Origin of the sequence: Pseudarthrobacter sp. PS3-L1, from assembly GCF_030063285.1 — a bacterium.
Taxonomy (GTDB): domain Bacteria; phylum Actinomycetota; class Actinomycetes; order Actinomycetales; family Micrococcaceae; genus Arthrobacter.
Genome location: NZ_JASISU010000001.1, coordinates 593517 through 615857, shown reverse-complemented (window position 1 = coordinate 615857; position 22341 = coordinate 593517). Strand labels below are relative to the sequence as shown.

Annotated in this window: 24 protein-coding genes; 13 read left to right on the top strand and 11 right to left on the bottom strand. The window is 61.8% G+C overall.

Annotated features, from left to right (window positions below; genetic code table 11):
* Nucleotides 1-107: 107 nt before the first annotated feature.
* From QMG79_RS02880 to QMG79_RS02870, 3 genes are all read left to right on the top strand, one after another.
* Nucleotides 108-458, top strand: a complete 351-nt coding sequence (locus tag QMG79_RS02880; RefSeq protein WP_283537053.1) for an ArsR/SmtB family transcription factor — start codon at nucleotides 108-110, stop codon at nucleotides 456-458.
* A 142-nt stretch (nucleotides 459-600) separates the two neighbouring features.
* Complete coding sequence (locus QMG79_RS02875; RefSeq protein WP_283537052.1) at nucleotides 601-1062, top strand: MarR family winged helix-turn-helix transcriptional regulator; 462 nt, start codon at nucleotides 601-603, stop codon at nucleotides 1060-1062.
* Complete coding sequence (locus QMG79_RS02870) at nucleotides 1059-2927, top strand: AMP-dependent synthetase/ligase (protein WP_283537051.1); 1869 nt, start codon at nucleotides 1059-1061, stop codon at nucleotides 2925-2927. The genes QMG79_RS02875 and QMG79_RS02870 overlap by 4 nt, the downstream gene beginning before the upstream one ends.
* Nucleotides 2928-3029: 102 nt before the next feature.
* Here QMG79_RS02870 and QMG79_RS02865 read toward each other — a convergent pair whose 3' ends face one another.
* A complete protein-coding gene (locus tag QMG79_RS02865; RefSeq protein WP_283537346.1) occupies nucleotides 3030-4415 on the bottom strand; it encodes a GmrSD restriction endonuclease domain-containing protein in 1386 nt (461 codons plus the stop codon).
* A 196-nt stretch (nucleotides 4416-4611) separates the two neighbouring features.
* On the opposite strand from QMG79_RS02865, the gene QMG79_RS02860 reads away from it, so the two are divergent.
* Nucleotides 4612-5004, top strand: a complete 393-nt coding sequence (locus QMG79_RS02860; protein WP_283537050.1) for a VOC family protein — start codon at nucleotides 4612-4614, stop codon at nucleotides 5002-5004.
* Nucleotides 5005-5103: 99 nt separating this feature from the next.
* Here the strand turns inward: QMG79_RS02860 and QMG79_RS02855 are convergent, their stop codons facing one another.
* Nucleotides 5104-5694, bottom strand: coding sequence for an SOUL family heme-binding protein (locus QMG79_RS02855; RefSeq protein ID WP_283537049.1), 591 nt, complete (start codon nucleotides 5692-5694; stop codon nucleotides 5104-5106).
* A gap of 132 nt (nucleotides 5695-5826) precedes the next feature.
* On the opposite strand from QMG79_RS02855, the gene QMG79_RS02850 reads away from it, so the two are divergent.
* Nucleotides 5827-6210 carry a hypothetical protein gene (locus QMG79_RS02850; protein ID WP_283537048.1) on the top strand — a complete coding sequence of 128 codons (384 nt, stop codon included), beginning with the start codon at nucleotides 5827-5829 and terminating at the stop codon, nucleotides 6208-6210.
* On the top strand, nucleotides 6207-6890 hold the full coding sequence (locus QMG79_RS02845) for a DNA alkylation repair protein (RefSeq protein WP_283537047.1): 684 nt from the start codon (nucleotides 6207-6209) through the stop codon (nucleotides 6888-6890). The genes QMG79_RS02850 and QMG79_RS02845 overlap by 4 nt, the downstream gene beginning before the upstream one ends.
* A gap of 6 nt (nucleotides 6891-6896) precedes the next feature.
* On the opposite strand, the gene QMG79_RS02840 is transcribed toward QMG79_RS02845, so the two are convergent.
* Entirely contained in the window at nucleotides 6897-7163 is a 267-nt protein-coding gene (locus QMG79_RS02840) for a hypothetical protein (RefSeq protein ID WP_283537046.1), read from the bottom strand.
* Nucleotides 7164-7420: 257 nt separating this feature from the next.
* Between QMG79_RS02840 and cls the strand changes: the two genes are divergently transcribed.
* The gene (gene cls / locus QMG79_RS02835; RefSeq protein ID WP_283537345.1) at nucleotides 7421-8887 is read left to right on the top strand and encodes a cardiolipin synthase; all 1467 of its coding nucleotides are present in this window, start codon (nucleotides 7421-7423) and stop codon (nucleotides 8885-8887) included.
* Nucleotides 8888-8903: 16 nt separating this feature from the next.
* On the opposite strand, the gene QMG79_RS02830 is transcribed toward cls, so the two are convergent.
* Entirely contained in the window at nucleotides 8904-9497 is a 594-nt protein-coding gene (locus tag QMG79_RS02830) for a DedA family protein (RefSeq protein WP_283537045.1), read from the bottom strand.
* A 267-nt stretch (nucleotides 9498-9764) separates the two neighbouring features.
* Here QMG79_RS02830 and QMG79_RS02825 point away from each other — a divergent pair, with 267 nt between their 5' ends.
* Both QMG79_RS02825 and QMG79_RS02820 read left to right on the top strand, forming a co-directional pair.
* Entirely contained in the window at nucleotides 9765-10493 is a 729-nt protein-coding gene (locus QMG79_RS02825; RefSeq protein ID WP_283537044.1) for a YoaK family protein, read from the top strand.
* Nucleotides 10494-10703: 210 nt separating this feature from the next.
* Complete coding sequence (locus QMG79_RS02820) at nucleotides 10704-11354, top strand: hypothetical protein (protein ID WP_283537043.1); 651 nt, start codon at nucleotides 10704-10706, stop codon at nucleotides 11352-11354.
* A 240-nt stretch (nucleotides 11355-11594) separates the two neighbouring features.
* Here the strand turns inward: QMG79_RS02820 and QMG79_RS02815 are convergent, their stop codons facing one another.
* From QMG79_RS02815 to QMG79_RS02805, 3 genes are read right to left on the bottom strand one after another with little or no spacing between them, the layout of a single operon-like run.
* A complete protein-coding gene (locus tag QMG79_RS02815) occupies nucleotides 11595-12362 on the bottom strand; it encodes an amino acid ABC transporter ATP-binding protein (protein ID WP_283537042.1) in 768 nt (255 codons plus the stop codon).
* The gene (locus tag QMG79_RS02810; protein ID WP_283537041.1) at nucleotides 12359-13339 is read right to left on the bottom strand and encodes an amino acid ABC transporter permease; all 981 of its coding nucleotides are present in this window, start codon (nucleotides 13337-13339) and stop codon (nucleotides 12359-12361) included. Before QMG79_RS02810 ends, QMG79_RS02815 begins: the two co-directional genes overlap by 4 nt.
* A gap of 6 nt (nucleotides 13340-13345) precedes the next feature.
* Nucleotides 13346-14242, bottom strand: a complete 897-nt coding sequence (locus tag QMG79_RS02805; RefSeq protein WP_283537040.1) for an ABC transporter substrate-binding protein — start codon at nucleotides 14240-14242, stop codon at nucleotides 13346-13348.
* A gap of 24 nt (nucleotides 14243-14266) precedes the next feature.
* On the opposite strand from QMG79_RS02805, the gene QMG79_RS02800 reads away from it, so the two are divergent.
* Nucleotides 14267-14905, top strand: a complete 639-nt coding sequence (locus QMG79_RS02800) for a hypothetical protein (protein WP_283537039.1) — start codon at nucleotides 14267-14269, stop codon at nucleotides 14903-14905.
* Between the two features lie 101 nt (nucleotides 14906-15006).
* Here the strand turns inward: QMG79_RS02800 and QMG79_RS02795 are convergent, their stop codons facing one another.
* Complete coding sequence (locus QMG79_RS02795; RefSeq protein ID WP_283537038.1) at nucleotides 15007-15663, bottom strand: ScbR family autoregulator-binding transcription factor; 657 nt, start codon at nucleotides 15661-15663, stop codon at nucleotides 15007-15009.
* Nucleotides 15664-16083: 420 nt separating this feature from the next.
* Here QMG79_RS02795 and QMG79_RS02790 point away from each other — a divergent pair, with 420 nt between their 5' ends.
* Together QMG79_RS02790 and QMG79_RS02785 are read left to right on the top strand one after the other, a co-directional pair.
* Nucleotides 16084-16560 carry a MarR family winged helix-turn-helix transcriptional regulator gene (locus QMG79_RS02790; protein WP_283537037.1) on the top strand — a complete coding sequence of 159 codons (477 nt, stop codon included), beginning with the start codon at nucleotides 16084-16086 and terminating at the stop codon, nucleotides 16558-16560.
* Nucleotides 16557-17840, top strand: coding sequence for an MFS transporter (locus tag QMG79_RS02785; protein ID WP_283537036.1), 1284 nt, complete (start codon nucleotides 16557-16559; stop codon nucleotides 17838-17840). The genes QMG79_RS02790 and QMG79_RS02785 overlap by 4 nt, the downstream gene beginning before the upstream one ends.
* 21 nt (nucleotides 17841-17861) lie before the next feature.
* Here QMG79_RS02785 and QMG79_RS02780 read toward each other — a convergent pair whose 3' ends face one another.
* Together QMG79_RS02780 and QMG79_RS02775 are read right to left on the bottom strand one after the other, a co-directional pair.
* Nucleotides 17862-18326 carry an SRPBCC family protein gene (locus QMG79_RS02780; protein WP_283537035.1) on the bottom strand — a complete coding sequence of 155 codons (465 nt, stop codon included), beginning with the start codon at nucleotides 18324-18326 and terminating at the stop codon, nucleotides 17862-17864.
* Nucleotides 18327-18397: 71 nt separating this feature from the next.
* A complete protein-coding gene (locus QMG79_RS02775; protein WP_283537034.1) occupies nucleotides 18398-19378 on the bottom strand; it encodes a 2-hydroxyacid dehydrogenase in 981 nt (326 codons plus the stop codon).
* A gap of 217 nt (nucleotides 19379-19595) precedes the next feature.
* Between QMG79_RS02775 and QMG79_RS02770 the strand changes: the two genes are divergently transcribed.
* Nucleotides 19596-20852, top strand: coding sequence for a mechanosensitive ion channel family protein (locus QMG79_RS02770; RefSeq protein WP_283537033.1), 1257 nt, complete (start codon nucleotides 19596-19598; stop codon nucleotides 20850-20852).
* Between the two features lie 35 nt (nucleotides 20853-20887).
* Here QMG79_RS02770 and QMG79_RS02765 read toward each other — a convergent pair whose 3' ends face one another.
* Entirely contained in the window at nucleotides 20888-22249 is a 1362-nt protein-coding gene (locus QMG79_RS02765; protein WP_283537032.1) for an MFS transporter, read from the bottom strand.
* Between the last annotated feature and the right edge of the window lie 92 nt (nucleotides 22250-22341).

The window sequence follows — 22341 nt, the reverse complement described above, 5'->3', positions numbered from 1 at the left end:
TGATGCTCAAGGGTCTCCTGCAAAGCTCACGTGTAGATTGATGGCGATCGATACAAGAGTATCGTCATCCATATCGACGATTGTCAATCTGTTGCATAATGAACCCTATGGACAGTCTGCAAACTCTAGAGCCCGGGGTTGATCCCTCATGCTGTGTACCGAGCGGAACACCTGCCCTCAGTACTGAGGAGGCCCAGCGCAAGGCACTTGTATTCAAGGCGCTCGCCGATCCCAACCGGCTTCGCCTACTCTCGATTGTCAGAGCAGCGGAAACCGGCGAGTCCTGCGTCTGCGATCTCACCGAACCCCTGGACCTGGGGCAGCCCACCGTTTCCCACCACCTGAAGATCCTTGTGGAGGCCGGCTTGCTGCACAGGGAAAAACGCGGAACGTGGGCCTACTACTCCATCATCCCGGGCGCCCTCGAGGACGTGGCCGCCATCATTTTTGGCCTGTGAGGACCCCGCCCGTTGAGGCCGGTCACCGGCGTCGGAGCCACCGCGGTGCGGTGGAATCCGCCGCCAGCTAAAAAGTCGTCAATTTCATTTGATAATCAAACCTGGTTGCGTATTCTGGGGCTTCCACAACAGAGGAGCACGCGTGCCGGATTCCCGCTACCATCCTGCGGCCATGACCCTGCAGGATCTGTTCCTGACGGCCAATGAGACCGAACGGGAGCTTGCCCGCGACCTGGGCGTGAGCCTGGTGGACTACCGCGCGCTGTCCACCCTGACCGCATCCGGGCCCGCCACTGTGGGCCAGCTTGCCGAGGACCTGGGAGCCACACCGGCCACCACAAGCGCCATGGTGGACAGGCTCGAATCCCGGGGCTATGTGACCCGGGCACGCAGCGCCGAAGACAGGCGCAACGTCCACGTCAGCGCCACTCCGGCCGCCTGCGTTGAAATCCGCGCCCTGATGCGTCCGTTGCTGAAAGACGCCGATTCCTACCTCAAAGCCCTTCCTGCCGCAGATCAGGAAGTAGTCACAGATTTTCTCACCGCATCCCACCACCTTATGAGCGCCCACCTGCGCGTACTTTCCAGCAAGGACACCCCATGAAAGAAGCCACATCCCCGGTCCTGGTTGACTCCGCCACCTACCGAAACGCCACTGACCTGCTCATGCAGCGCTTCCGGAACGCTCCGGACCATGTGGCATTCGAGGTCCGCGGCGCGGGAGCAGCCATCACTGACACCTGGCGCCAGGTCACCACGGCCGCGTATGTGGAAGAGGTCCAGGCGCTGGCCAAGGGCTTGATCAACGCGGGCCTGCAGCCCGGTGACTCGCTGGGCATCATGTCCCCCACCCGGTACGAATGGGCGTTGACGGACATGGCGGCGTGGTTCGCCGGCGCCGTGGTGGTTCCTGTCTATGAAACCTCCGCCCGGCCCCAGGTGACAGCCATTCTGTCCGACGCCAATGTCCGCTTCGCCGTGGCAGGCACCGCTGGACATGCCCAACTCCTGGAACAGGGAATGGACGACGCCGGCCTGGTCTCCGCAGGAATCTGGACCATGGATCCGTGTCCCGGGGCAGACCTGGCAGCGTTGATGGCCAGTGGCACCGGCGTCGCTGACACAACCGTTGAAGAGCGCCGGCTGTTGGCAGACCTTGATTCGGTAGCCACCATTGTCTACACATCGGGTACCACCGCTGCCCCCAAGGGCGCACTGATAACACACGGGAACTTTGTGGGCCAGATCATCAACGTGGCCGCCGCCTATACCGACGTGGTGAACGAACGCGGCAACACCATCATCTTCCTGCCGATGGCGCACGTGCTGGCCCGCGGCCTGCAGCTGATCTGCCTTGCAAATGGCATGCGCATTGCGCACTTGTCCGACCCCCGCGACGTGGTGCCAGCCCTTTCCGTGCTCCGGCCGACATTTCTGGTGGTGGCGCCGCGGGTTCTGCAAAAAATCCAGTCCTCGGCTGCGGATGCTGCAGCAAAGAAACACCTGGGCAAAGTCTGGGAAATGGCACAGGGCACGGCCATTGAGTGGGGCCGCCTGGCCGAAGCCCGCGACGCCGGCGCCACGGCCAAACCTTCGCTCAGCCTGTTCTTGCGGCATGCGCTCTTCGACAAACTCTTTTATGCGCGGATCCGGGGGCTGGTGGGCGGTCGCCTGGACTGCCTGCTCTCCGGAGCCGCGGCGCTTGATGCCGAGCTCTCGCTGTTCTTCCGCGGCATGTCACTGCCGGTGGTGGAGGGCTACGGCCTGACCGAAACCACCGCTCCGCTCACGGGGAACCTTCCCGGCGCCATCCAATCCGGCACTGTGGGCGTCCCTATGCCGGGCACCACGGTCCGGATTTCGGACGATGGCGAGGTCTTGGCCCGCGGCGTGGGCGTGTTCGCAGGCTACCGACGCGCCACTGACAATGACGACGCCTTCGTGGACGGATTCTTCCGCACCGGAGATCTGGGCAGCCTGGATTCCGACGGTCGCCTGACGCTCAGCGGCCGCAGCAAGGATGTCATTGTGACGGCCGGCGGCAAGACTGTTTCCCCGTCCATCTGGGAAGGCTACGTGGAGGCCGATCCCCTGGTGGCACACGCGCTGATGGTGGGCGAAGGAAAGCCCTACCTGGGTGGGTTGGTGCTGTTGGATCCGGACACCGTTGCCGCCTGGGCTGAACGCGAGGGCGTCACCGAACTCGCCGGACTGCGTCCCCCGCACGACGGCGGCGCCGTCCGTATCGAGGATGCCCGCCTTTTGGCCGTGGTGGGCAAAGCCGTGGACGCCGCAAACGCCAGGCTGGCCAGCTCCGAACAGGTCCGTCGATTCGTCCTGCTGGTCACCGATTTGACTGAGGCTGGCGGAATGGTCACGCCCACCCTGAAACTCAAGCGCGCAGCCTTCGCGGAACGCACCCGGAGCATTGTGGACACCCTCTACGCCCAGGCGAAGGGCCAAGGCTAGCGGACCTGGGAGCGCGCCAGGGTAGGTAAGCACCACTGACGCGGACCCGATGGAACAAAGGCCTGGCCACCACGTGATGTGGTGGCCAGGCCTTTTTCTTTCCTACTCGCAGGCAACTCCGTCTTTGTCCCGATCCATCTCTGCTCGGTAGCCCGCCTGGCCTGCATACAGCGGTGCCGCACCAGCAGCCCGTGCCGCTGTGCAGTTCTGAAAATACACAGCAGCCGGAGCGGCAGGAGCCGGCTCCGGAGCCGGCGCAGGGGCTGGGGCTGGGGCTGCAGGAACAACTGCTGGCGCAGGAGCCGGTTCTGGCGCAGGGGCCGGAGCGGGTGCTGGCTCTGGGGCCGGGGCCGGAGCGGGTTCAGCCGTGGCAGGTACCGGAGCCACCTGGTCGGTCGGGACCAGCTGGCCCTCGCAGTCAGCCAAAATGCCAGCCATTGCGTCGTGCTCAGCCTGCGTTACCCACAGGCTGTACGTTGCCTTGACGGAAATCTGACGGGCCACGTACTCGCAGCGGTAGCCTTTATTCGGCGGCAGCCACGTAGCGGCGTCGCCGTCGCCCTTCTTCATGTTGGTGGGACCGTCAGCTGCCTGCAGGTTCAGTGGGTCATTGGCGAAAGCGGTGCGCTGCTCCTCGTTGAGCTGCTGGGCACCCTTCTGCCAGGCGTCGCTGAGTGCCACAACGTGATCGATCTGCACTGCCGTGCTGGTGCTCTGGCCACGCAGGAAACTGATGGTGGTAGCCGTATAGGGATCGGCGAGCGTGCCCGAGGCAACCTTGCACGGCACACTGTTGGCGAACACAATATCCGTCAGATCCCGCTTGAGGATGTCATTGCGCGTATCGCAACCATTGCGGTCAACGTCCATCCACGCCTGTCCGAAGTTCGCACGGTCGTATCCAGTCTTCGGCGCCCTGCCCTTGATCGGCAGAAGCGCCAGCAGGTCCACAGCTTTGGTGGCAAATGCAGGCTGGGTATTTGGAGCGACCGCTGTGACACCCTGCGCCAGGGCAGCCGACGTTTCGGGATCCAGCGGCGCACCCGAGTCTGTCGGACTGGGAGTGGACGACGGCGTCGCGCCAGCTGAGGTGGGAGTGCTCGGCGTCGGGGTTGCTGACGGACCCGAATCAGCTGCGGCGGCCGCCGCAGCTGCCGATTCGAGTTCCACGCGATCGGCTGGATTCACGGTGAGGCCGCCGGCAATCATCAGTGCGCAGGAGACGGCCAGGGCAATGGCCCCTGACTTTCGCTTGGCTGGCAGGAACGCCCAGGAGCGCCGTCCGGTGACCAGGACGTAGAGTCCCGTCGCAGCCGCCGCAAGTGCCAGCACGATCAGTGCTCCCCCAAGCCCTCCGCTAAGTGCTCCGAGGAGGACAGAAATCGCCGTCAGGGCGCCAATAACCAGGGTGGACATCCTGGGTTTACGGGGAGGTTGATGATTCTGCGCGGATGGCTTCGAGCCCAGGAAGGACCTGTAGTTGGACATACTTTTCCCCAATAAATGAAGCCCCTGGAGTCCAGGGGCAAGTGCTTCGACGAGTGCGCCACCCTGAAGCTTAGGGCCTTTTGCGGAAAGGCCCTTCCACCAGCGTCCCGTTTGACCTGTTGCGATCGTGTCCGGATCCTGCGTCCGCTGCAGCACGGACTTCCGAGCTGTGGCGTGAGGGTCTACAGTGGCGAGCATGCACATGCGACTCGAAGTGGTGCAGGTCCCCATCACTGACGTGGATGCGGCAAAGGCGTTTTATGCGGACGTTATGGGCTTCGTGGTGGACCACGATGTTGAACACATTCCCGGAATGCGGGTTGTCCAGCTAACTCCCCCGGGCTCAGCGGCGTCCATTGTCATCGGAACCGGAATGACTGCCATGGCTCCCGGCAGCCTGGAAGGACTGCAGCTGGTGATCCCGGATCTCCCTGCGGCCCGCAGGGAACTGGTCCAGCGCGGCGCACCTGTCAGCGACATCCAGGACATGGGCGGGATGCTGTTTGCCTACGTCGCCGACCCCGACGGCAACCGGTGGGTCCTGCAGGGCGATCCAGCAGTGGACGTTCACGGCACACACCAGCTCTGATGGGATCCGGCAGGTCAGGGACCGCTTCGCCGGACGCATCTCCAGCCGACCTGCCCGGCGGCTGGAGATGCCAATCCACGCCGTGCCCAGCCACGATTCCTACAGGACCTTTTTGAGGTCCTCCACGTCCAGGACAACCTCGTTGTGACGCAGGAACCAAGGCTTGAACGGTGGATCGAAGCGCGCAAACCTGGGCTCTCCCACAGGCTTCAATCCGGCCACGATCAGCGCTTCCCGCAGTGCTGTAAGTCGCCGCTGGAATGCGTTCGCCGAGCTGCTTCCGGAGAAGCGAACGGCAGCAGCCAAGGCCCCCGGCACCTCCCGGATGGTTACCTCAGGGCTGTCCGGTACAGGCGCAGTCTCAGCAGTGATTCCGTCAGGGAGGACAAAGGCCACAACAAAATCTGCTGCCTGGTCACTTCCTGGCACGGGTCCACGCTGGATCACAGGAGCCGTCATGGCAAGCTTCTCCGAGGAACCTGTCCCCTGGATCACGGGCGCTGTCATGGCGAGTTTCCGGCGGGCTGTGTTTTTCCCGCTGATGTAGTTGAACAGGTAACGGAAGGCCGCGTTTCCGGCACGGTCAAAGGTGGAGTTGACCTTCACCTCGGCGACAACGTGCGTGGGGTAGCTCCGCAGGTCGAAGTGCGGATATTTTTTGACCAGGTGGTACGGCTGCTGTTCTGTCATGGTCCTTCAGACACTACGCCCGTCAAGGCAAAGCGGCCAGTACTGCCAGAGCACGGCGACAGGGCGCGGCCTCCCTTGACTGCCCACCCGAACTTGGCAAGAGTGGGCCTGAATACATCCATCGGGGGACCAATGTCAGAAACAGTTGTACAACCGGGAACTACACGATCGTGGAGCAACTGGCCGCTCGCCATCTTGGGCTTCATGGTGTCGCTGGCTATTCCCTTCCTGATGTGGGGCGAAGGAGACCCCAGCTCTGCCAGGCTCCAGGTCTTTTTGTTGGGCTGGGGGGCTTGTGGCCTGCTGATCTCCATCCTGACAGTGGTCCCGGACCGAACCGTGGGTCAGGCGGCACGCTCGCGAGTTCTCTGGCTGGGTGCTGGCTTGCTCCTGGGGCTCACACTGGGAACCGGCTCATGGACGGAGCCCACTACGGGCCCCGTGTGGTCATTCTGGCTGGCCGTACCCATGGCAGCCGGGTTCTATAACGCCCTCAGGAATGGTTTCAGTAAATGAAACCATCTGTACCCGCCTCCGTGGCAGACGTTATGGCTGAGCTGGCTACGCTGGATGACCCGAAAGTCCGGGCCATCAATGCGGCCCATGGGGATGACCACGGCGTGAACCTTACCGCGCTGCGCGGCCTGGCCAAGCGGTTGACTAAACAGCAGGGCCTTGCAATGGAGCTATGGCAAACAGGCGACACCGCAGCGCGGCTTGTGGCGATCCTGATCTGCCAGCCAAAAATTTTCAGCAGCGACGAGCTGGACACCATGCTGCGCCAGGCCCGCATTCCCAAGGTCCAAGACTGGCTGGTCAACTACGTGGTGAAGAAAAGCCCCCATGCGCAAGACCTTCGCACCGTCTGGTTCGCCGATAAACACCCCGTGGTGGCCAGTGCGGGCTGGGCCCTGACCTCCGATTGTGTTGTCAAAAGCCCCGAAGTCCTTGACCTTAATGGCCTGCTGGATCGCATCGAGTCCAGCATGCAGGATGCACCAGACCGGCTGCAGTGGGCCATGAACCACACGCTGGCACAGATTGGGATCAACCATGCCAGGTACCGGGCCCGCGCCCTGGACATTGGAGAGAGGCTGGGCGTCCTCAAGGACTACCCCACCCCACCCAACTGCACGTCCCCCTACGCCCCGCGCTGGATCAACGAGATGGTCCGACGTGCCGAGGCCAAGGACTAAACCTGCCTAGTCGCCCATACCCGGGTGCACGGGAACGTAGTCAATTTTGTTGCCGGAGTTAGTCCGGCCCTTAGTGGTCCTCGAGTAGCCCCGCGCATCCAGGTCATTCTTCGCGCGGAACTCCGCCAGCGCGACGTCGTACGCGGTATTCAGTACCTGCCCGGAAAACTGACCGGTGGTGCCGTCGTTGAAGGTGATGGCGATCGGCACGCTGGCTGGGTAGTGGCGGCTCATCCGGACAAAGCCGTCGGTGTCCTGCTGGAGGGTGATCATGTAGATCCTGCTTTCGTTGGTGGGACTGCCCTCAAGTCTGGCGTAGTTTTGGCACCATCCACGCCGCGGCTTCGGGCAGGTGTTCCGGACCTCACCCATAGCGGGTGATTTAACCACGTAATCTGAGCCGTCGCACTGTCGAAAATGTACCTGACGCCGTGCGCCGCGCCGGAATGGTGTTACGGTCCCCGTAAGAGAGCCTTACATTCACGAATGACCACGCGATGGCTCCACCAAGCGAAAGGAAAGTTGCGGGCATGCAGGGACTCTTGACCGACGTCGATACCATCGCGCTGCTTCTACTGGCACTGCACATTGTCCTCGGATCCATCGCAACCGTGATGGTCTCTGCCAACCGGCGTCCGTCTGCGGCAATTGCCTGGGTGTTGGCCATCATCTTCATTCCGTATCTGGGGACCGTGGCGTTTCTCCTGCTGGGCCGCGGCAAGCTGCCCAAGGCGCGGCGCGACAAACAGCGCACTGTCAATGACATGATGCTCGCACGCACGCCTGGCCTGTCAGCTGTCAGCCACAGTGACGAGTGGCCCGCCTGGCTGCGTTCCGCCGTCGAACTTAACCTCCGGTTGGGCGCGCTGCCCATGGTGGGCGGCAACCGCGCGGAACTGCTGGAAGAGTACGTAGGTAGCTTCGACCGCATGATTGCCGACATTGACCGCGCTGAATCGTATGTCCACGTGGAGTTTTATATCCTCACCCTGGATGAGACAACGGCACCGTTTTTTGACGCCATGGGCCGGGCGCAGGAGCGCGGCGTTGCTGTCAGGGTTCTTTTTGACCACTTGGCCGCAGTCCGGGATCCCCAGTACCGTGCCATGAAAAGCGCTTTTGACCGGATGGGCATCGAATGGCACGCCATGCTTCCCCTGCGACCCTTGAAAGGCCAGTGGCAGCGTCCTGACCTTCGCAATCACAGGAAGCTCCTGGTGGTGGACGGCCGGGTGGGGTACACGGGATCACAAAACCTCATTGACGCGTCCTACAACAAGAAACGCAACATCCAGCGCGGCCTGCAGTGGCATGAGCTCATGGTGCGCCTGGAGGGGCCGGTGGTCCGCGAGCTTGATACCGTGTTCGTCACCGACTGGTTCAGCGAATCAGAAGTTCTCCTGCCGCTGGACACCACGCCCGTGATTCTTGGATCTGAGCCAGAGCTGGTCGATGCACAGGTGCTACCCAGTGGGCCGAGCTTCGACAACGACAACAACCTCAAGCTCTACACCACCCTCATCTACAAGGCGGAGCACCGGGTCAGCATCACCAGTCCCTACTTTGTGCCGGATGAAGCGATCCAGCTGGCCATCATCACAGCCGCATCACGTGGGCTGAGTGTGGAACTTTTTGTCTCCGAGGTTGGCGACCAGGCCATGGTCTACCACGCCCAACGCTCTTACTACGAGGTTCTTCTCCGGGCAGGCGTCCGCATTTACCTCTACCGGGCGCCACAGGTGCTGCATTCCAAACACTTCACCATTGACGACGACGTGGCGGTGATCGGCTCAAGCAACATGGATATCCGCTCTTTCAGCCTCAATATGGAAGTTTCCGTGCTCATTCAGGGACGCTCGGTAGTGGACCGGATGCGTGCCGTGGAGGACAACTACAGGGCAGCCAGCAAAGAGCTCCTGCTTGAGGACTGGCTGCGCCGGCCGGTGCGGCATGTGGTGATGGACAATCTGGCGAGGCTCACGTCCTCCCTTCAATAGCCACCCCTGTACAGCGCTAGTCCAGTTGCAGGTACCAGGTCACCCCTGCACTGATGGCGCGCCCCAGCAACAGCGAAAGTGCAATGGCAAGAACGACGGCGAACTCGGTGGAGAGCCCCGGCACGAGTCCCGACAGGGCGCCGACGCCCACAGAATAGGCAGACCAGAGGACACCAGCGGCAACGGAGTAGAGGACGAATGTTCCCCTGGGAACAGGGGTGATGGCGCTGGCTACATTCATGGTGAGCCTCCCCAGTGGCACGAACCTTGACGTGAGAACCCACGATGCCGCGTGTTTGGACAGCCGGTCCCTTGAGGCCTGTAGCGCCTTTTGCGCCCGTGCGCCACGGAGAATCCTCCACTGTGCCATGCCGCCGCGCCGGACAAGCTCATAGGCAAGCACGTCTCCGGCTACGGCACCGACCAGCATGGCAACCACCAGAAGGAACCCGTTGGGCTGTTGGTTCAACCCGGACAGCGCCCCCAGCGCCACAAACAAGGACGTGGTGGGAATGGGTGGAAATATTGCCGAGACAGCAATCAGCAGCGCCCCAACCGGGTAGACCCAGAATGAATCGGCGGCGCTGAGAATCTCCCTTAGCGATTCCATAAACGTCCCCTCCTGTCAGTTGATGCCAACCAATGCTCACTTTCGCCGGTTTCTTTGACCACAAAGAACCCAGGTGGCATGGTCAAATCTTTGCACGGCCCACAGACCATCCTCGTGCCACCTCCTGGTGCGCGGATCGCCCTGAACGGGTGAACCTCACGTCACGGGAGCAAATCCACCCTCTCCTGGCTCGGCGCATACTGGTGTGGGGGCCGCGCCAGTATGCGGAACCACTCGCCACCAACCATTGCGCTGAAAGGCACCAGCATGCCCACCCGCTTCATCCCGGCCAATCCCGCCAAGCTGCACCTGATCCTCATGCTGACCCTGACGTTTTCCACCGGTGTCATTGATGCTGTGGGCTACCTGGGCCTGGACCGAGTCTTCACGGGAAACATGACAGGCAACGTGGTGATCCTGGGCATGGCCATCATGGGTGGCGACAACCTTCCCATCCTGGGACCAATCGTTGCACTGGCCGGATTCATGCTCGGTGCGCTGGTGGCTGGACGAACTTTGCGGCCCAGCATTTCAGGCTGGAATCACCGCACCACGGGCCTCCTCAGCGGCGTAGCCATGGTGATGGGGGTGGTGGCTGCTGTCCTGCTGATCGGCGGCGCACCCTCCGAAGGCGAACCAAAAATTGTCATCATTACCGCTACCCTGGCCATCGCCATGGGAATCCAGGCCGCGACTGCCCGGCACCTGAACGTCAAGGACGTCCCCACCGTTGTGGTGACCTCCACCATCACGGGTTTGGCTGCCGACTCCCGATTTGGCGCCAATACGCACCCGTTCTGGGGCCGCCGGTTGACAGCAATCCTGCTCATCCTCGCTGGGGCAGCAGCTGGAGCGGGACTCCTGCAACTACAGCTGGGCCTGGGGGTCCTGGCCACCGCACTGCTGACGCTGGGCGTAGCGGTGGTGGGCGGTTTCGCAGGGCGCGGGACCGAGCCTGCCCCAACGCCACGTTCGACGGCGGCAACCACCTCCTAGGGGGGAAAGTCCCCGGGCGCTGGGCACCGGCTCCAGCACTTCGGCTACCGTTCCATAGCCCCCTTCCCTGGCAGAGTCCATGCCTGCCACCTGGCTTTTAGCCACATGGCTAACCATCTACTCCCGGCATTGCCGGATCGTGCTGAAGGTAGAAGTGTGAGTGGAGTGCCAGTGAGGCACAGACGAATGACTAAAGGGGAGTTGAAGAGCATGTCCACTCGTATGAAGAAGATCGGCTCACGAACCGGAATCATCACCGCGGCCGCACTCTTGGGCGTTGGGCTTCTTGGTCCTACATCACCGGCTTACGCAGAAGACCGGCCGCCAACAGTCGAGGAACTTGAGGGCGACTGCGACGGAACCGCTTACCTGCCTGATGGACACACCACGGGCAACACCATGGCCCTGGACAGCTGTACTTTCGAAGAGGAGAGCAGCAACACCTACCTTGACTGGAAAGCCGTGGGCGAGACTGTCACCAACTGCACCTCGGACCGCGGAGTTATTGACCAGGCGCTCACCGGAAGCGAATCGTGGTCTTCGGGCGGCTCAATTGGCGGAAGCGCCAGTGCGGTCAAGAGCTTCTTCACCGGCGGACTCTCCGGCGAATACAACTGGAGCCACACGGTCACGGAAAGCAATGCATCGACCATCCACGTGGAACCCGGCCGCAAGGCCACGTTGACGGCAGGCGCGGAAATCCATGAGAAGAAGGGCCGTATCCGGGTCAACTATTCATCGCAGCTTGCTGGCCACTACATCTGGTACATCAACGACGTCACCATCAACACCCCCACGGGCTACACCGAGAGGGGCCAGGACAACAAGGACTGCGGCGAGACCCTCCTCAACGGTCGCTGAGCCTGAAGCTTCCCGCATAGAGACTGCAATTCCAGCCGTGCGCGGGGACTGACCAGTGCTCCAACCATGCTCCGTACGGAAGATGAGTAGCGTGACCCCCATGATCTGATCATGGGGGTCACGCTGGCAAAGTGACTCTGGGCAGGCACCGGATCCGCGGTATATTTCCGGCATCAACCGTTCCAGCCGTGGTTGTTCCTTACCACCCTGCCTGTCACACACAGACAACCCTGCCTGTCTCTACAGGACCTTTGACAGGAAGGACTGCGTCCGGGCCTCTTTCGGGTTGGCCAGCATCTCCCGTGGATCACCGGATTCCACGATTACCCCACCGTCCATGAACACCAGGGAGTCAGCTACCTCGCGGGCAAACCCCATCTCGTGCGTCACCACAATCATTGTCATACCGCTCCTGGCCAGGCCCTTCATCACATCAAGGACCTCACCCACCAGCTCCGGGTCAAGAGCACTGGTGGGCTCGTCAAAGAGCATCAGCTTGGGATCCATGGCGAGCGCCCGCGCAATGGCCACGCGCTGCTGCTGCCCACCGGACAGGTGCGCCGGGTAGTGATCCGCTTTGTCTCCGAGGCCCACGCGTTCCATTAGCTCCATGGCCCGCGCAACAGCCTTGGCTTTGGGTAGTCCTTTGACCCGCATGGGCGCCTGGCTGATATTTTCCAGCGCAGTCATATGGGGAAACAGGTTGAAGCGTTGGAACACCATGCCAATGTCGCGTCGCTGCAGCGATGCTTCCTTGGGCTTGAGCTCCAGAAGCTTCTCCCCCTTCTGCCGGTACCCCACCAGCTCTCCCTCGACAAAAAGCCGGCCCGCGTCGATCTTTTCGAGGTGATTGATGCAGCGGAGGAACGTGGACTTCCCGGAGCCGCTCGGACCCACCATGCACAGCACTTCGCCACGCTGGACCTCCAGGCTGATGCTGCGCAGCACCATATTTGAACCAAAACTCTTTGATACGCGATCCGCACGCACCATGGGCTCTTCGGTCATCCCTTGCCTCCCGGCTCATTGCCCAACGGGGCGGGTACGGTGCCCGGCAGGGCACCCGGTGACGGTATTTCCGGAGGCGTGGGGTCCGGCGTCGAACTTTCCGCGCGCCGTCCGCTCCCCCGGGAGAACCGCTTCTCAATAAAGTACTGGCCCACCATGAGGACAGAGGTGAACAGCAGGTACCAGAGCGACGCTACGATCAGCAACGGCACCGGCGTGAACGTGACGGCTGAGATACCCCTAGACACACCGTAGAGATCGATACTCAGCGGAATGGCCGCTACCAGCGACGTCGTCTTGAGCATCGAAATCACTTCATTGCCGGTCGGCGGAATGATGATTTTCATGGCCTGCGGAACCACCACAAAGCGCATTGTCTGCGTCCACGACATGGCGAGCGCCGTCGCTGCTTCCTCTTGGCCTTCGTCCACGGACAGCAGGCCTGCGCGAACTATCTCAGACATATAGGCAGCCTCATTCAGCGCCAACCCAATGATGGCTGTCACAAAAAGGTTGGTAAAAATCGTATTGTCAAAAGTGATCCATGGATCCATGAACGGAATCCCGATGGTGAACACGGGATAAATCAGCGCCACGATTCCCCAGAACACAAGCTGCACATAGACAGGCGTGCCACGAAAAATCCAGAGGTAAAGCCACGCCACGCCGTTCAGCACCGGATTGGGCGAGAGCCGCATGATCGCGATCAACAAGCCCAGGGTGATGGCACCAATCATGGAGTACACAGTCAGGCTCAGCGTCACCCATGCAGCCTGGCTGATCCGCTTGTCAAAAATGTATTTGCCAACTTCGGGCCACCCATAGTCAGGGCGCTGCGCGGCATCCACCACAAAGAGGGCTAGCAGGAGGACCAGGACCACAGCAATGACGTTCCGCCATGGGTGACGCAACGGGATTGCCTTGATCGCCTCGCCCTGGGCTGTGTTGTTGGGGCCTGCGCTCTTGGGAATACTCACAACGGGTTACCCCTGCGCAGCAACGTTAAGGGCAGCTGTTTCGACGCCGCCAGCTTCCACTCCCCATTTGGACAGGATCTCCGTGTAGGTACCGTCATCAATCAGTGCCTGCAACGCTTTCTGCAGGACGGGGGTGAATTCGCTGTCCTTCGCAACAGGCATGCCATATGGCGCCACTTCGAAGGCGTCGCCAGCAGGTTGCACCTTGCCCTCCGTCTTCGAAATCGCGTAGAGGGTCACGGGAGAATCAGCACTCATGGCATCTACCTGGCCTACCACCAGGGCATTGGTGGCTTGGTCCTGGGCGTCATAGCGGAAAATGGTGATTTCCGGTTTGCCGGCGTCGGTGCAGGCTTTGGACTTTGCCGGAACCTCGGTGGTGTCCTCATACGTCGTTGCCTGGACCGCCACCTTCAATCCGCATGCATTCATCGGATCAACTGTTTTGCCTGCAGGTGCTGCCCACTGGATGCCAGCCGAATAGTAATTAACGAAGTCCACCTGCTTCTGGCGTTCCACCGTGTCGGTGAAGGAGGACATGCCCATGTCGTCCTTTCCGGCATTGACTGCAGGCAGGATGTTGTCAAAGGTTCCAATGTCGAAATTGACCTTCAGCCCCAACACCGAACCCAGCGCATTGGTGAGGTCAACCGACCAGCCCGCCGGGGCGCCGTCGGCGTCCTTGAACTCATTGGGCGGGTAGTTGTTGGCCATTCCGACATTCAGGACGCCGGCACTCTTGATCTTCTCCGGGAGCATGGCGGCAATCTCGTCGTTCTTCTGGACCGACTGCTCAGCGGCTCCTGACGTTGCGCTGGTGGTGGGTTCGCTGTTGTCCACACAGCCGGTCAGCATCAGTGCTGCGGCGGCTGTCAGGGCTGGAAGTGCATATTTGGTGCGCATGGAATCCTCTTTTGCTGGGATCTGATGAAAGCCCACAATCCGGCAACGGCGGCTGCGCTGAAGAAGCGGCTGCAGGGTGCACGGAAGTGGGGTCGTGATGCGGAAAATGGAGGTGCTGGAGCGAATCAGGCGTCCAGGGAGTGGGTGGCACTGCGGATGTCTCGAAGAACTGTGTTTCGAAGAACTTCCGGGCCTCTGGCCTTCAACTCGGAAATAGTGGGTACGCCTGTAATCGTCATGCTACGTGAGAACAGGGAGACCAAAGCCCGGCCTGCAGCGTTGTTCGGTCACGATCTGGCGGCTATCTGCAAAGGACCCGGAGCGCCGGTAGCTGCCACGGACGCCCGAGTCTCCTCCGCCTGGGTGGACGACACAGGGTCCCGGGGGCGCTCTGAGGCCGCCGCGCTGAATCTCCCCACCTTTGAGAAGGCAGATCGGCGTGTCACCCATTTTGTGCGGCCAGTCGACGCCTCACGTGGCGAAAGGTGGGGAATTCCAGCAGCCGACGGCGGGCCCCAGGCTCCAGCGGCCGGGCCCGAAGCCGGCAGTGACGAAGCCACGTTGAATATTCCAGGCGGGCCATGGCCGGACATGCAGTCCATGGCTCTCCCGGAAAGTGGTGTCGAAGCCCCCCAAAAAGCCACCTCGACCGCACCGGGGTAACACTGACTTACCCCGGGACAACAATAAGAGAAACGACTGGACAAAACAAGACGATCGACCGGTTTATCTGCTACGCCGTCATATGGCAGCGAAAATGACGCCTACCCGGGATACGCATTCACGACGGGGGACGTCACGGACAGGAGGGCCTGGACGTTTTCTTCCGAGGGATCGGCGAGGACGCCAGGGAGCAGGATGGCCCACATGTCACAAATTCGCTGCATGACGTCAGCCCTCGAGGTCAGCAGGTTGGACAGCATCTGGACACCCGACAGCGAGGATACAAGGTACCGACCAAAAGCCTCCGGATCCACCGATTGACTGACCTCGCCCCTGTCCCTGGCTCTAGCGGTCAAATCAGCCATGGTGCTGATCCAATCCTGGTACGGCTCGACAACCCGGGTGCCATAGGCGGTACTTTCCGTCGTCAGCCTGACCCCGGCACGCACCACGGGGAGATGCACCAGGTTCAGACCGAAAGACTGTGTCGCCAAGATCATCGTTCCCAGCATCGAATGTCCTTCGGCAAAGATCTTCTCACTGGACTCCCAGACGACGCGGTTCTGTTCGGCAACAATCGCCGCAGCCAGATCATCTTTGGAGGGAAAGTGGAAGTACAGCGCACCCTTGGTCACACCGGAAGCCTCGGCAACCTGGGCCAAACTGGTGCCACCGTAACCATGCTCGTCAAAAATCAGGGCAGCTCCGGCAATGATCGATGCGCGGGTAGCTTTCGCCCGTTCCTGAAGCGCCTTCATCCAGTTCCCCCTCACCGAAAACTTCGACTCCACAAAACAATCCCCCAGCGGGGATCACAGCACAAGAGTACAGAAGCCATTTCCGACGCTGCTGGCTCAAAAAATCCAACAGGCAAGGCAGTGCACCTCGCCGCCAGACAGGCCGTGCACTGTCAATGACCTCAAGATCTAACGTACTGACAACCCCCAACACCCAACACCCAACACCCAACACCCAACACCGTGACGATCTGGACCGTTTTCACGTGGATGCGGCTCTCCTCCTGAAGAACGGAGGGACGCCTCCCAGGGCCCTGCAACCCATCACTTGCCACCCGTCACTTGCGACCCGTCACTTGCGACCCGCCCAATCAAAGGAGCATACTTATTAGCGAGGCTAATTAGCATTGCTAAGCTTTTTCGGGAGGCGCACCAAACCGCATGACCAGCACACATCAAACAATCGTCCCGGTTACAGATCCCGGCGCAGTGGCCGCAGACCCACCGGACACGCTGGCGATAGACCTCAGGACCGCAATCATGCGCACGTCCCGCAGGCTTCGCCTCGAAGCCACTGGCGAAGTCCTCACCCCCGGCCAATACACCGCACTGGCCCAGCTGAACCACGAGGGCCCCCTCACCCTGCGGGCCCTGGCCGACCTGGAACACGTCCAGGCGCCGTCAATGACACGGATCGTCAATGCACTCACGGAGCTGCACTTCGTCTCACGCGAAACCAACCCGGCGGACGGCCGGCAGGTCAGGGTGACCATCACGGATGCCGGGAAGACAGTGATTGCCGAAGTCCGGAGCCAGCGAACAGCGTGGCTCGCCCAGCGGGTGGCTGTGCTCAGCGGTGAAGACCGGCGAATTCTTGGCCAGGCGGCCCGGATCATGCAGGAAATGGCGAGCAAGTGAGCGCTACCTTCCGCGCCCTGGAAAACCGCAACTACCGCATCTGGGCAGGCGGGGCGCTGGTCTCCAACATCGGAACCTGGATGCAACGGGTTGCCCAGGATTGGCTGGTGCTGACAGTTCTGACCAACAACTCAGGAACAGCTGTAGGGATCACCACAAGCCTGCAGTTCCTTCCCATGCTGCTGTTGGGTCCGTACGGTGGAGTCCTGGCGGATAGGTTCCGCAAACGCGTCATCCTCCTCTGGACCCAGCTGGCCATGGGCCTGACGGGACTGGCACTGGGTCTTTTGGTGGTTACCGGCGCAGCCCAGCTCTGGCATGCCTACCTTGCAGCCCTTTGCCTCGGGATCGCGAGCGCAATTGATGCCCCAGCACGCCAGGTTTTCGTTTCGGAGCTGGTGGGGCAGGAAAATATCTCCAACGCGGTGGCCCTCAATTCAGCCTCCTTCAACACGGCAAGGCTCACTGGCCCCGCAATCGCTGGTGTCCTCATTGCCTGGGTGGGCACCGGCCCAGTATTCCTGCTGAACGCCGCGAGCTTTGCGGCAGTATTGTTCTCCCTGTTCCGGATCCGTACCTCTGAACTCACACCGCCCGCGCCCATCAGCCGCAGTAAACACCAGGTAGCCGAGGGCGTCGCCTACGTGCGGCGCCGGCCAGATCTCATGCTGATCATGGTCATGGTCGGAATCCTGGGCGCTTTCGGCATGAACTTCGCAATCACCAACGCACTCATGGCAACCACTGTGTTCTCGATGGGACCAGGGGAATTTGGCCTCCTAGGGTCCATCATGGCCGTGGGGACGCTTGCCGGTGCGCTTCTGGCAGCGAGGCGGTCCGGACCACGCCTGAGGCTTCTCCTGGGCGGCGCTGTGGGCATGGGTTTCTTCACCATCCTCAGCAGCATCTCCCCCTCATTCTGGATCTATGCTGCTCTGCTGATCCCCGTGGGCCTCGCGTCCATTACCTTCCTGAACAGCTGCAACACCAGCATCCAGCTCTCTGTTGAACCGGCGTTCCGGGGACGGGTCCTGGCGCTCTACCTAGCGATCCTGCAGGGCGGAACTGCCGTGGGCGCGCCCCTGATGGGGTGGATCGGTTCAGAATTTGGTGCCCGCTGGGCGGTTTCCACCGGCGGAATCCTGGTGCTGCTGACCGGGCTGGCCGCTGTGGTGGTAGTCAGCCATCGCAATCACCTGACCCTACGCACCACGCTGCGGCATGCAATGCGCCGCAGATCGGCAGCTGAAAGAAGCACCAGTAGGGAGCATGCAGCGTGACGAGTGCCGCCTGTGGTCACATCACGCCGGGTGGCCAGCAACTGTTGCCAGGGATGCCAGGCCCTTTTCGAAATCGGGACCTACCAATTTGTCCATCGGAACAACAAGGCTGAAGATTTTTGCAACTCCCTTGCTCTCACCCGTCATGAGCCAGGTGACTTCGGTGCCGCCCGCGACAGCTTTAAACGTCAGACTTGTTGAGTTCAGCGCCTTGAACGGCCTCGTGAATTCCAGACGCACCCTGACGACATCTGGTGCAACTGACTCTACGATTTCCATGGTTCCACTGCCCGCCTTGCGATTACCGCTCCACGCATAGCCAGCACCCACTCCGGAGTCGGGGCCGAAATAGCGACGGTCCATGCCCGGATCAGCACCCTCCCAGGGCGACCATCGCGCCCATTCATGGAAGTTGTTCACCAGTGGAAAAATCCTGTCCGCGCTGCCTGGTATGACGGTGCTGCGCCGGACTTCAAAGGCTGCCATGGGGCTAAGCGTAGGCCCCATCAAGGCCCATGAACAGAGCCTATTTACCGGCCGCGCAACGGGGCAGGAGCTCAGCTCTCCCGGGGCGCACCCAAGACCACGTTTACGGGATCCTTGCCCGCCTGCAGCAACCCGATCTGGCGCCTGATTAACGCGACCATGCGTGGGAACATCGCCGTGCTCGCACCGCCCACGTGTGGGCTGATCAGCACACCTGGGGCAGTCCACAACGGATGATCCGCAGGGAGCGGCTCCGGGTCCGTGACATCCAGCGCAATCCTGAGCCTGCCGGAGGAGGTTTCGGCCAGCAACGCCTCCGTGTCTGCCACCTGGCCGCGGGCCACATTGACCAGAAGGGCACCGTCAGGCATCGCTGCCAGAAATTCTTTGTTGACCAACTGGGCGGTCGCTTCGCTCAGGGGCACACTGACCACCACGATCTCGTGCAGGGGAAGCTGCTCCAGGAGACTGCTTATGCCATGGATCGTCCCGGCGGAGTCAAGACGTTCGCGGCTGGCCATGCGGGTCACAACGGTTTCGAAAGGAGCAAGACGCGCTTCAATGGCCTTGCCAACTCCCCCATAGCCCACCAGGAGGACTTTTCTGTCTGCGAGGCTGGGGCGCATGGTGTTGTCCCAGGCCCCCTTCGCCTGGTTGCGGACGAAGTCCGGAAGTCCGCGTTGGCTGGCGATGATCATGCCCACCGCGAGTTCCGCCGTCGAGGTCTCATGGACGCTGGCGGCGTTGGCGAAAACGCAGCCGTCGGGCAGTACCTCGGAGACGCCGTCGTACCCAATGGACTGGCTCTGGATCAATCCCACATCCACTCCCCTGAGCGCCGTCATGGTCTCTGCAGCACCCATATAGCCTGGCACCAGGACATCCAGGTGGCCTTCCGGCGCGGGGCTTTTCAGGTCCCAAAAGACAAAGTCGACACCGTCCATTGGTTCCAGTGCGTCCATAAGCTCCTGATCCGGCAGGCTCACCCGCAGCCGCCGCCGTGGCGCCTCGCCGTTTGAGGTCCCTGCACTGCGAGTTTCTGGATCCGTCATGATGCCTTCCTGACTTGGGGCCCGCCTTATGGCTGACTTCCGCGCTTTCAGCCTCCAACCTATCTGAGCTCCGCCATCGAACCGACTCATGACGTCGATTTTTCCCACTCCCCCATGGGCCGTGGTGCACACCGAGCGCTAGGATCGGTAAACGATGCTGGGCCGTGTCGCGCACCACTGAATTCGGCTTCTTGGCCCGGAAGTTGATAGAGCTTGGATGATGGAAGACCTACTCCAGTACGCCGTTCCCGTTTTATCCGTGATTCTCGCAGTGGCCGCCGGCCTGGTTTTGTCATGGGCGCTTCGGAAAATTATCCTCCGCGTCAACCGGAGCCGGCCCGAGCTTCAGGCAACATCGCGGATAGCGCGCCGGCCACTGCAGCTGGTGCTCTGCCTGGCCGGTGTGCGGATCGCAGTGGGCGCTACAGCCGCAAGTGAGCCGTGGCACGGAGCTGTAGACCATGTCCTCCTGATCGCTCTCATCGGCTCCTTCGCGTGGCTTACCATTGCCGCCCTGCTGATTGTGGAATCCATCATCCTGGGCCGGCACTCTGCCGAGGCAGTGGACAACAGGCGGGCCCGCCGGCTCCAGACCCAACTCATCCTTGCGCGGCGCATCGTGGTTGCGCTGGTGGTGGTGCTCGCCATCGGTTCCGCAATGCTCACCTTTCCCGCTATCCAGGCCTTGGGTGCCGGTATCCTGGCGTCCGCTGGCCTGATCTCGGTTGTTGCAGGCCTGGCTGTGCAAACGTCTCTGGTGAACGTTTTTGCCGGCATGCAGCTGGCTTTCACTGATGCAATCCGCGTTGATGACGTGGTGGTTGTAGAGGAAAAATGGGGTCGGATCGAGGAAATCACCCTGACCTATGTAGTGGTCCAGGTGTGGGACGAGCGCAGGCTTATCCTGCCTTCGACATACTTCACCACAACACCCTTCGAGAACTGGACGCGCCGTCAGTCCGAGATCATGGGAACCGTGGAACTGGACCTCGACTGGCGCGCTCCAATAGAAGACATGCGGACTGAGCTGCGGCGCGTCCTCGCGGGCACTGACCTGTGGGACCACCGCGCGGGTGTCCTGCAAATCACTGATGCCACAGCCGGCGTGGTCCGCATCCGCATTTTGGTCAGCGCCGCGGACAGCGCAGCGCTGTTTGACCTGCGCTGCCTAGTCCGCGAAGCCATGGTCCTGTTCTTGCGTGACGGGTACCAGCAGGGGCTGCCCCACCAGCGCTGGGAGCAGGCAGCGTCCGACGACGGCACGCCGTTCCAGCGCACGGATCCGACCAGCGGTTCACCGTTGCCGCCGCTCCCCGATTCGACGAGCAGCAGTGCGTCCCGGCCGGCGTCAGACCCGCACGATTCGGCCCTGTTCACCGGATCCATCGAGGCCGTGGAGCGTTCCAGGGCATTCAGTGGCCCTGGCAATGATGCCTTCGAGGAACGCGAAAAGAACATCGCCTCGCAGGGTTAGGTTCGCTGCAGCGTGCGGGTCATGCCGTGCGCTGGTTATGCCGTGCGCTGCCGCCAGAGGAGGCTCACTGCGAACGTCACCACGCAGAGGACCACCATCGCCAGTACCATCCGGGACCAACTGGCCACGTCAACGCCGTCGTCCGCAAAAACCCCGATCATCACAGTGGCTGTAATGGCCCCAACGTACCGGCACGTCTGGTAGATACCGGCTGCAACACCGCGCTCCTCGGGACGGACGGAAGCAAACATTCCTTGGTTTGAGGCGATACCCACCATCCCGTACGGAATTCCCATCAGAGCCGTCAGTGCGATCACCAACGGGATGGACAGGGCTCCAGTAAGTAGCCACATCAGGGCGGCGGCCAAGGTCAGGAGGCCGACGCCGGTCAACAAGATCGGGCGAACGCCATACCGAACGATTCCCCTGACGGCCAGGGGAGTCGCAAGGACCGACATGGTGGCCAAGGGAAGCATGAGGAGCCCGACGAGGCCAGGGTCGTAGCCGCCTGCCTCCTCCAGCAGCTGGGGCAGTCCGAAAAACACGAAGTAGTAAACGCTGCTGAACACGGCAAAGCCCAGGTACATGAGCAACAGCGGCCGGTTTCTTCCCAGGAGGCGCAGGTCGAGGAACGGATGGCTGAAGCGCAGCTCACGCCAGGCGAACAGGACTGCCATCAGGGTTCCAGCACCCAGCATCAACCAGCGGTACCCAGGTGCCACGTCCAGCGCCGCCATCATCACCAAAAGCAGGGCACCAACAAAGCTGAGGATTCCGGGGATGTCCGATTCCCGTAACAGCGCAGACAACCTGCTGGGCTCCCGGACGGGATCCGCTGGCGCTGCATTCCTGACCAGCAACAGCGCAGCCACTGCCAGCGGGACGTTGACCAGGAACAACGCCTCCCACCCGACCAGGCTCACCAGGATGCCACCCACCACAGGGCCCACCGCCGCAGCGGAGGTATTTGCCATCTGGAGCCTGCCCAGGGGTTTGGTCGGTTCAACCCTGGCGCGGTGGGCTATCGCGCCGACCATGATCACCGCGCTGGGATACGCGGTGGCAGTACCCACCGCCATCACCGCACGTGCCACGCACAGCAGGGCAAAGTTCGGCGCCAGCGGCGCCACAGCGCACGTGAAAACCACCAGGCCCATTCCCAACATGAACATCCGGCGCGGTCCAAAACGGTCCGCCAACCTGCCCATCACGGGTTGGCCTGCGGCGGAAGCCAGGTAGAACGCTGTGACAACCCAGGTTACGGCGGCCACGCTGAGTCCAAAATCACTTCGCAGCAGCACCAGCGCGACGGCGATCATGGAGGAGTTTAGTGGGTTCAGCGATGCGCCCAGGCTGAGGCCCGTCAGGGCCAGCGCTGTCCTCCGTTGGTTACTCACGATAATAGTCTGGCCCACTCCGGAGCCTCGGATGACATCGCAGGTCCCTTGGTGTCTGCGGAGGGGACGCAGCCTCCTACACTGGGCGCCAA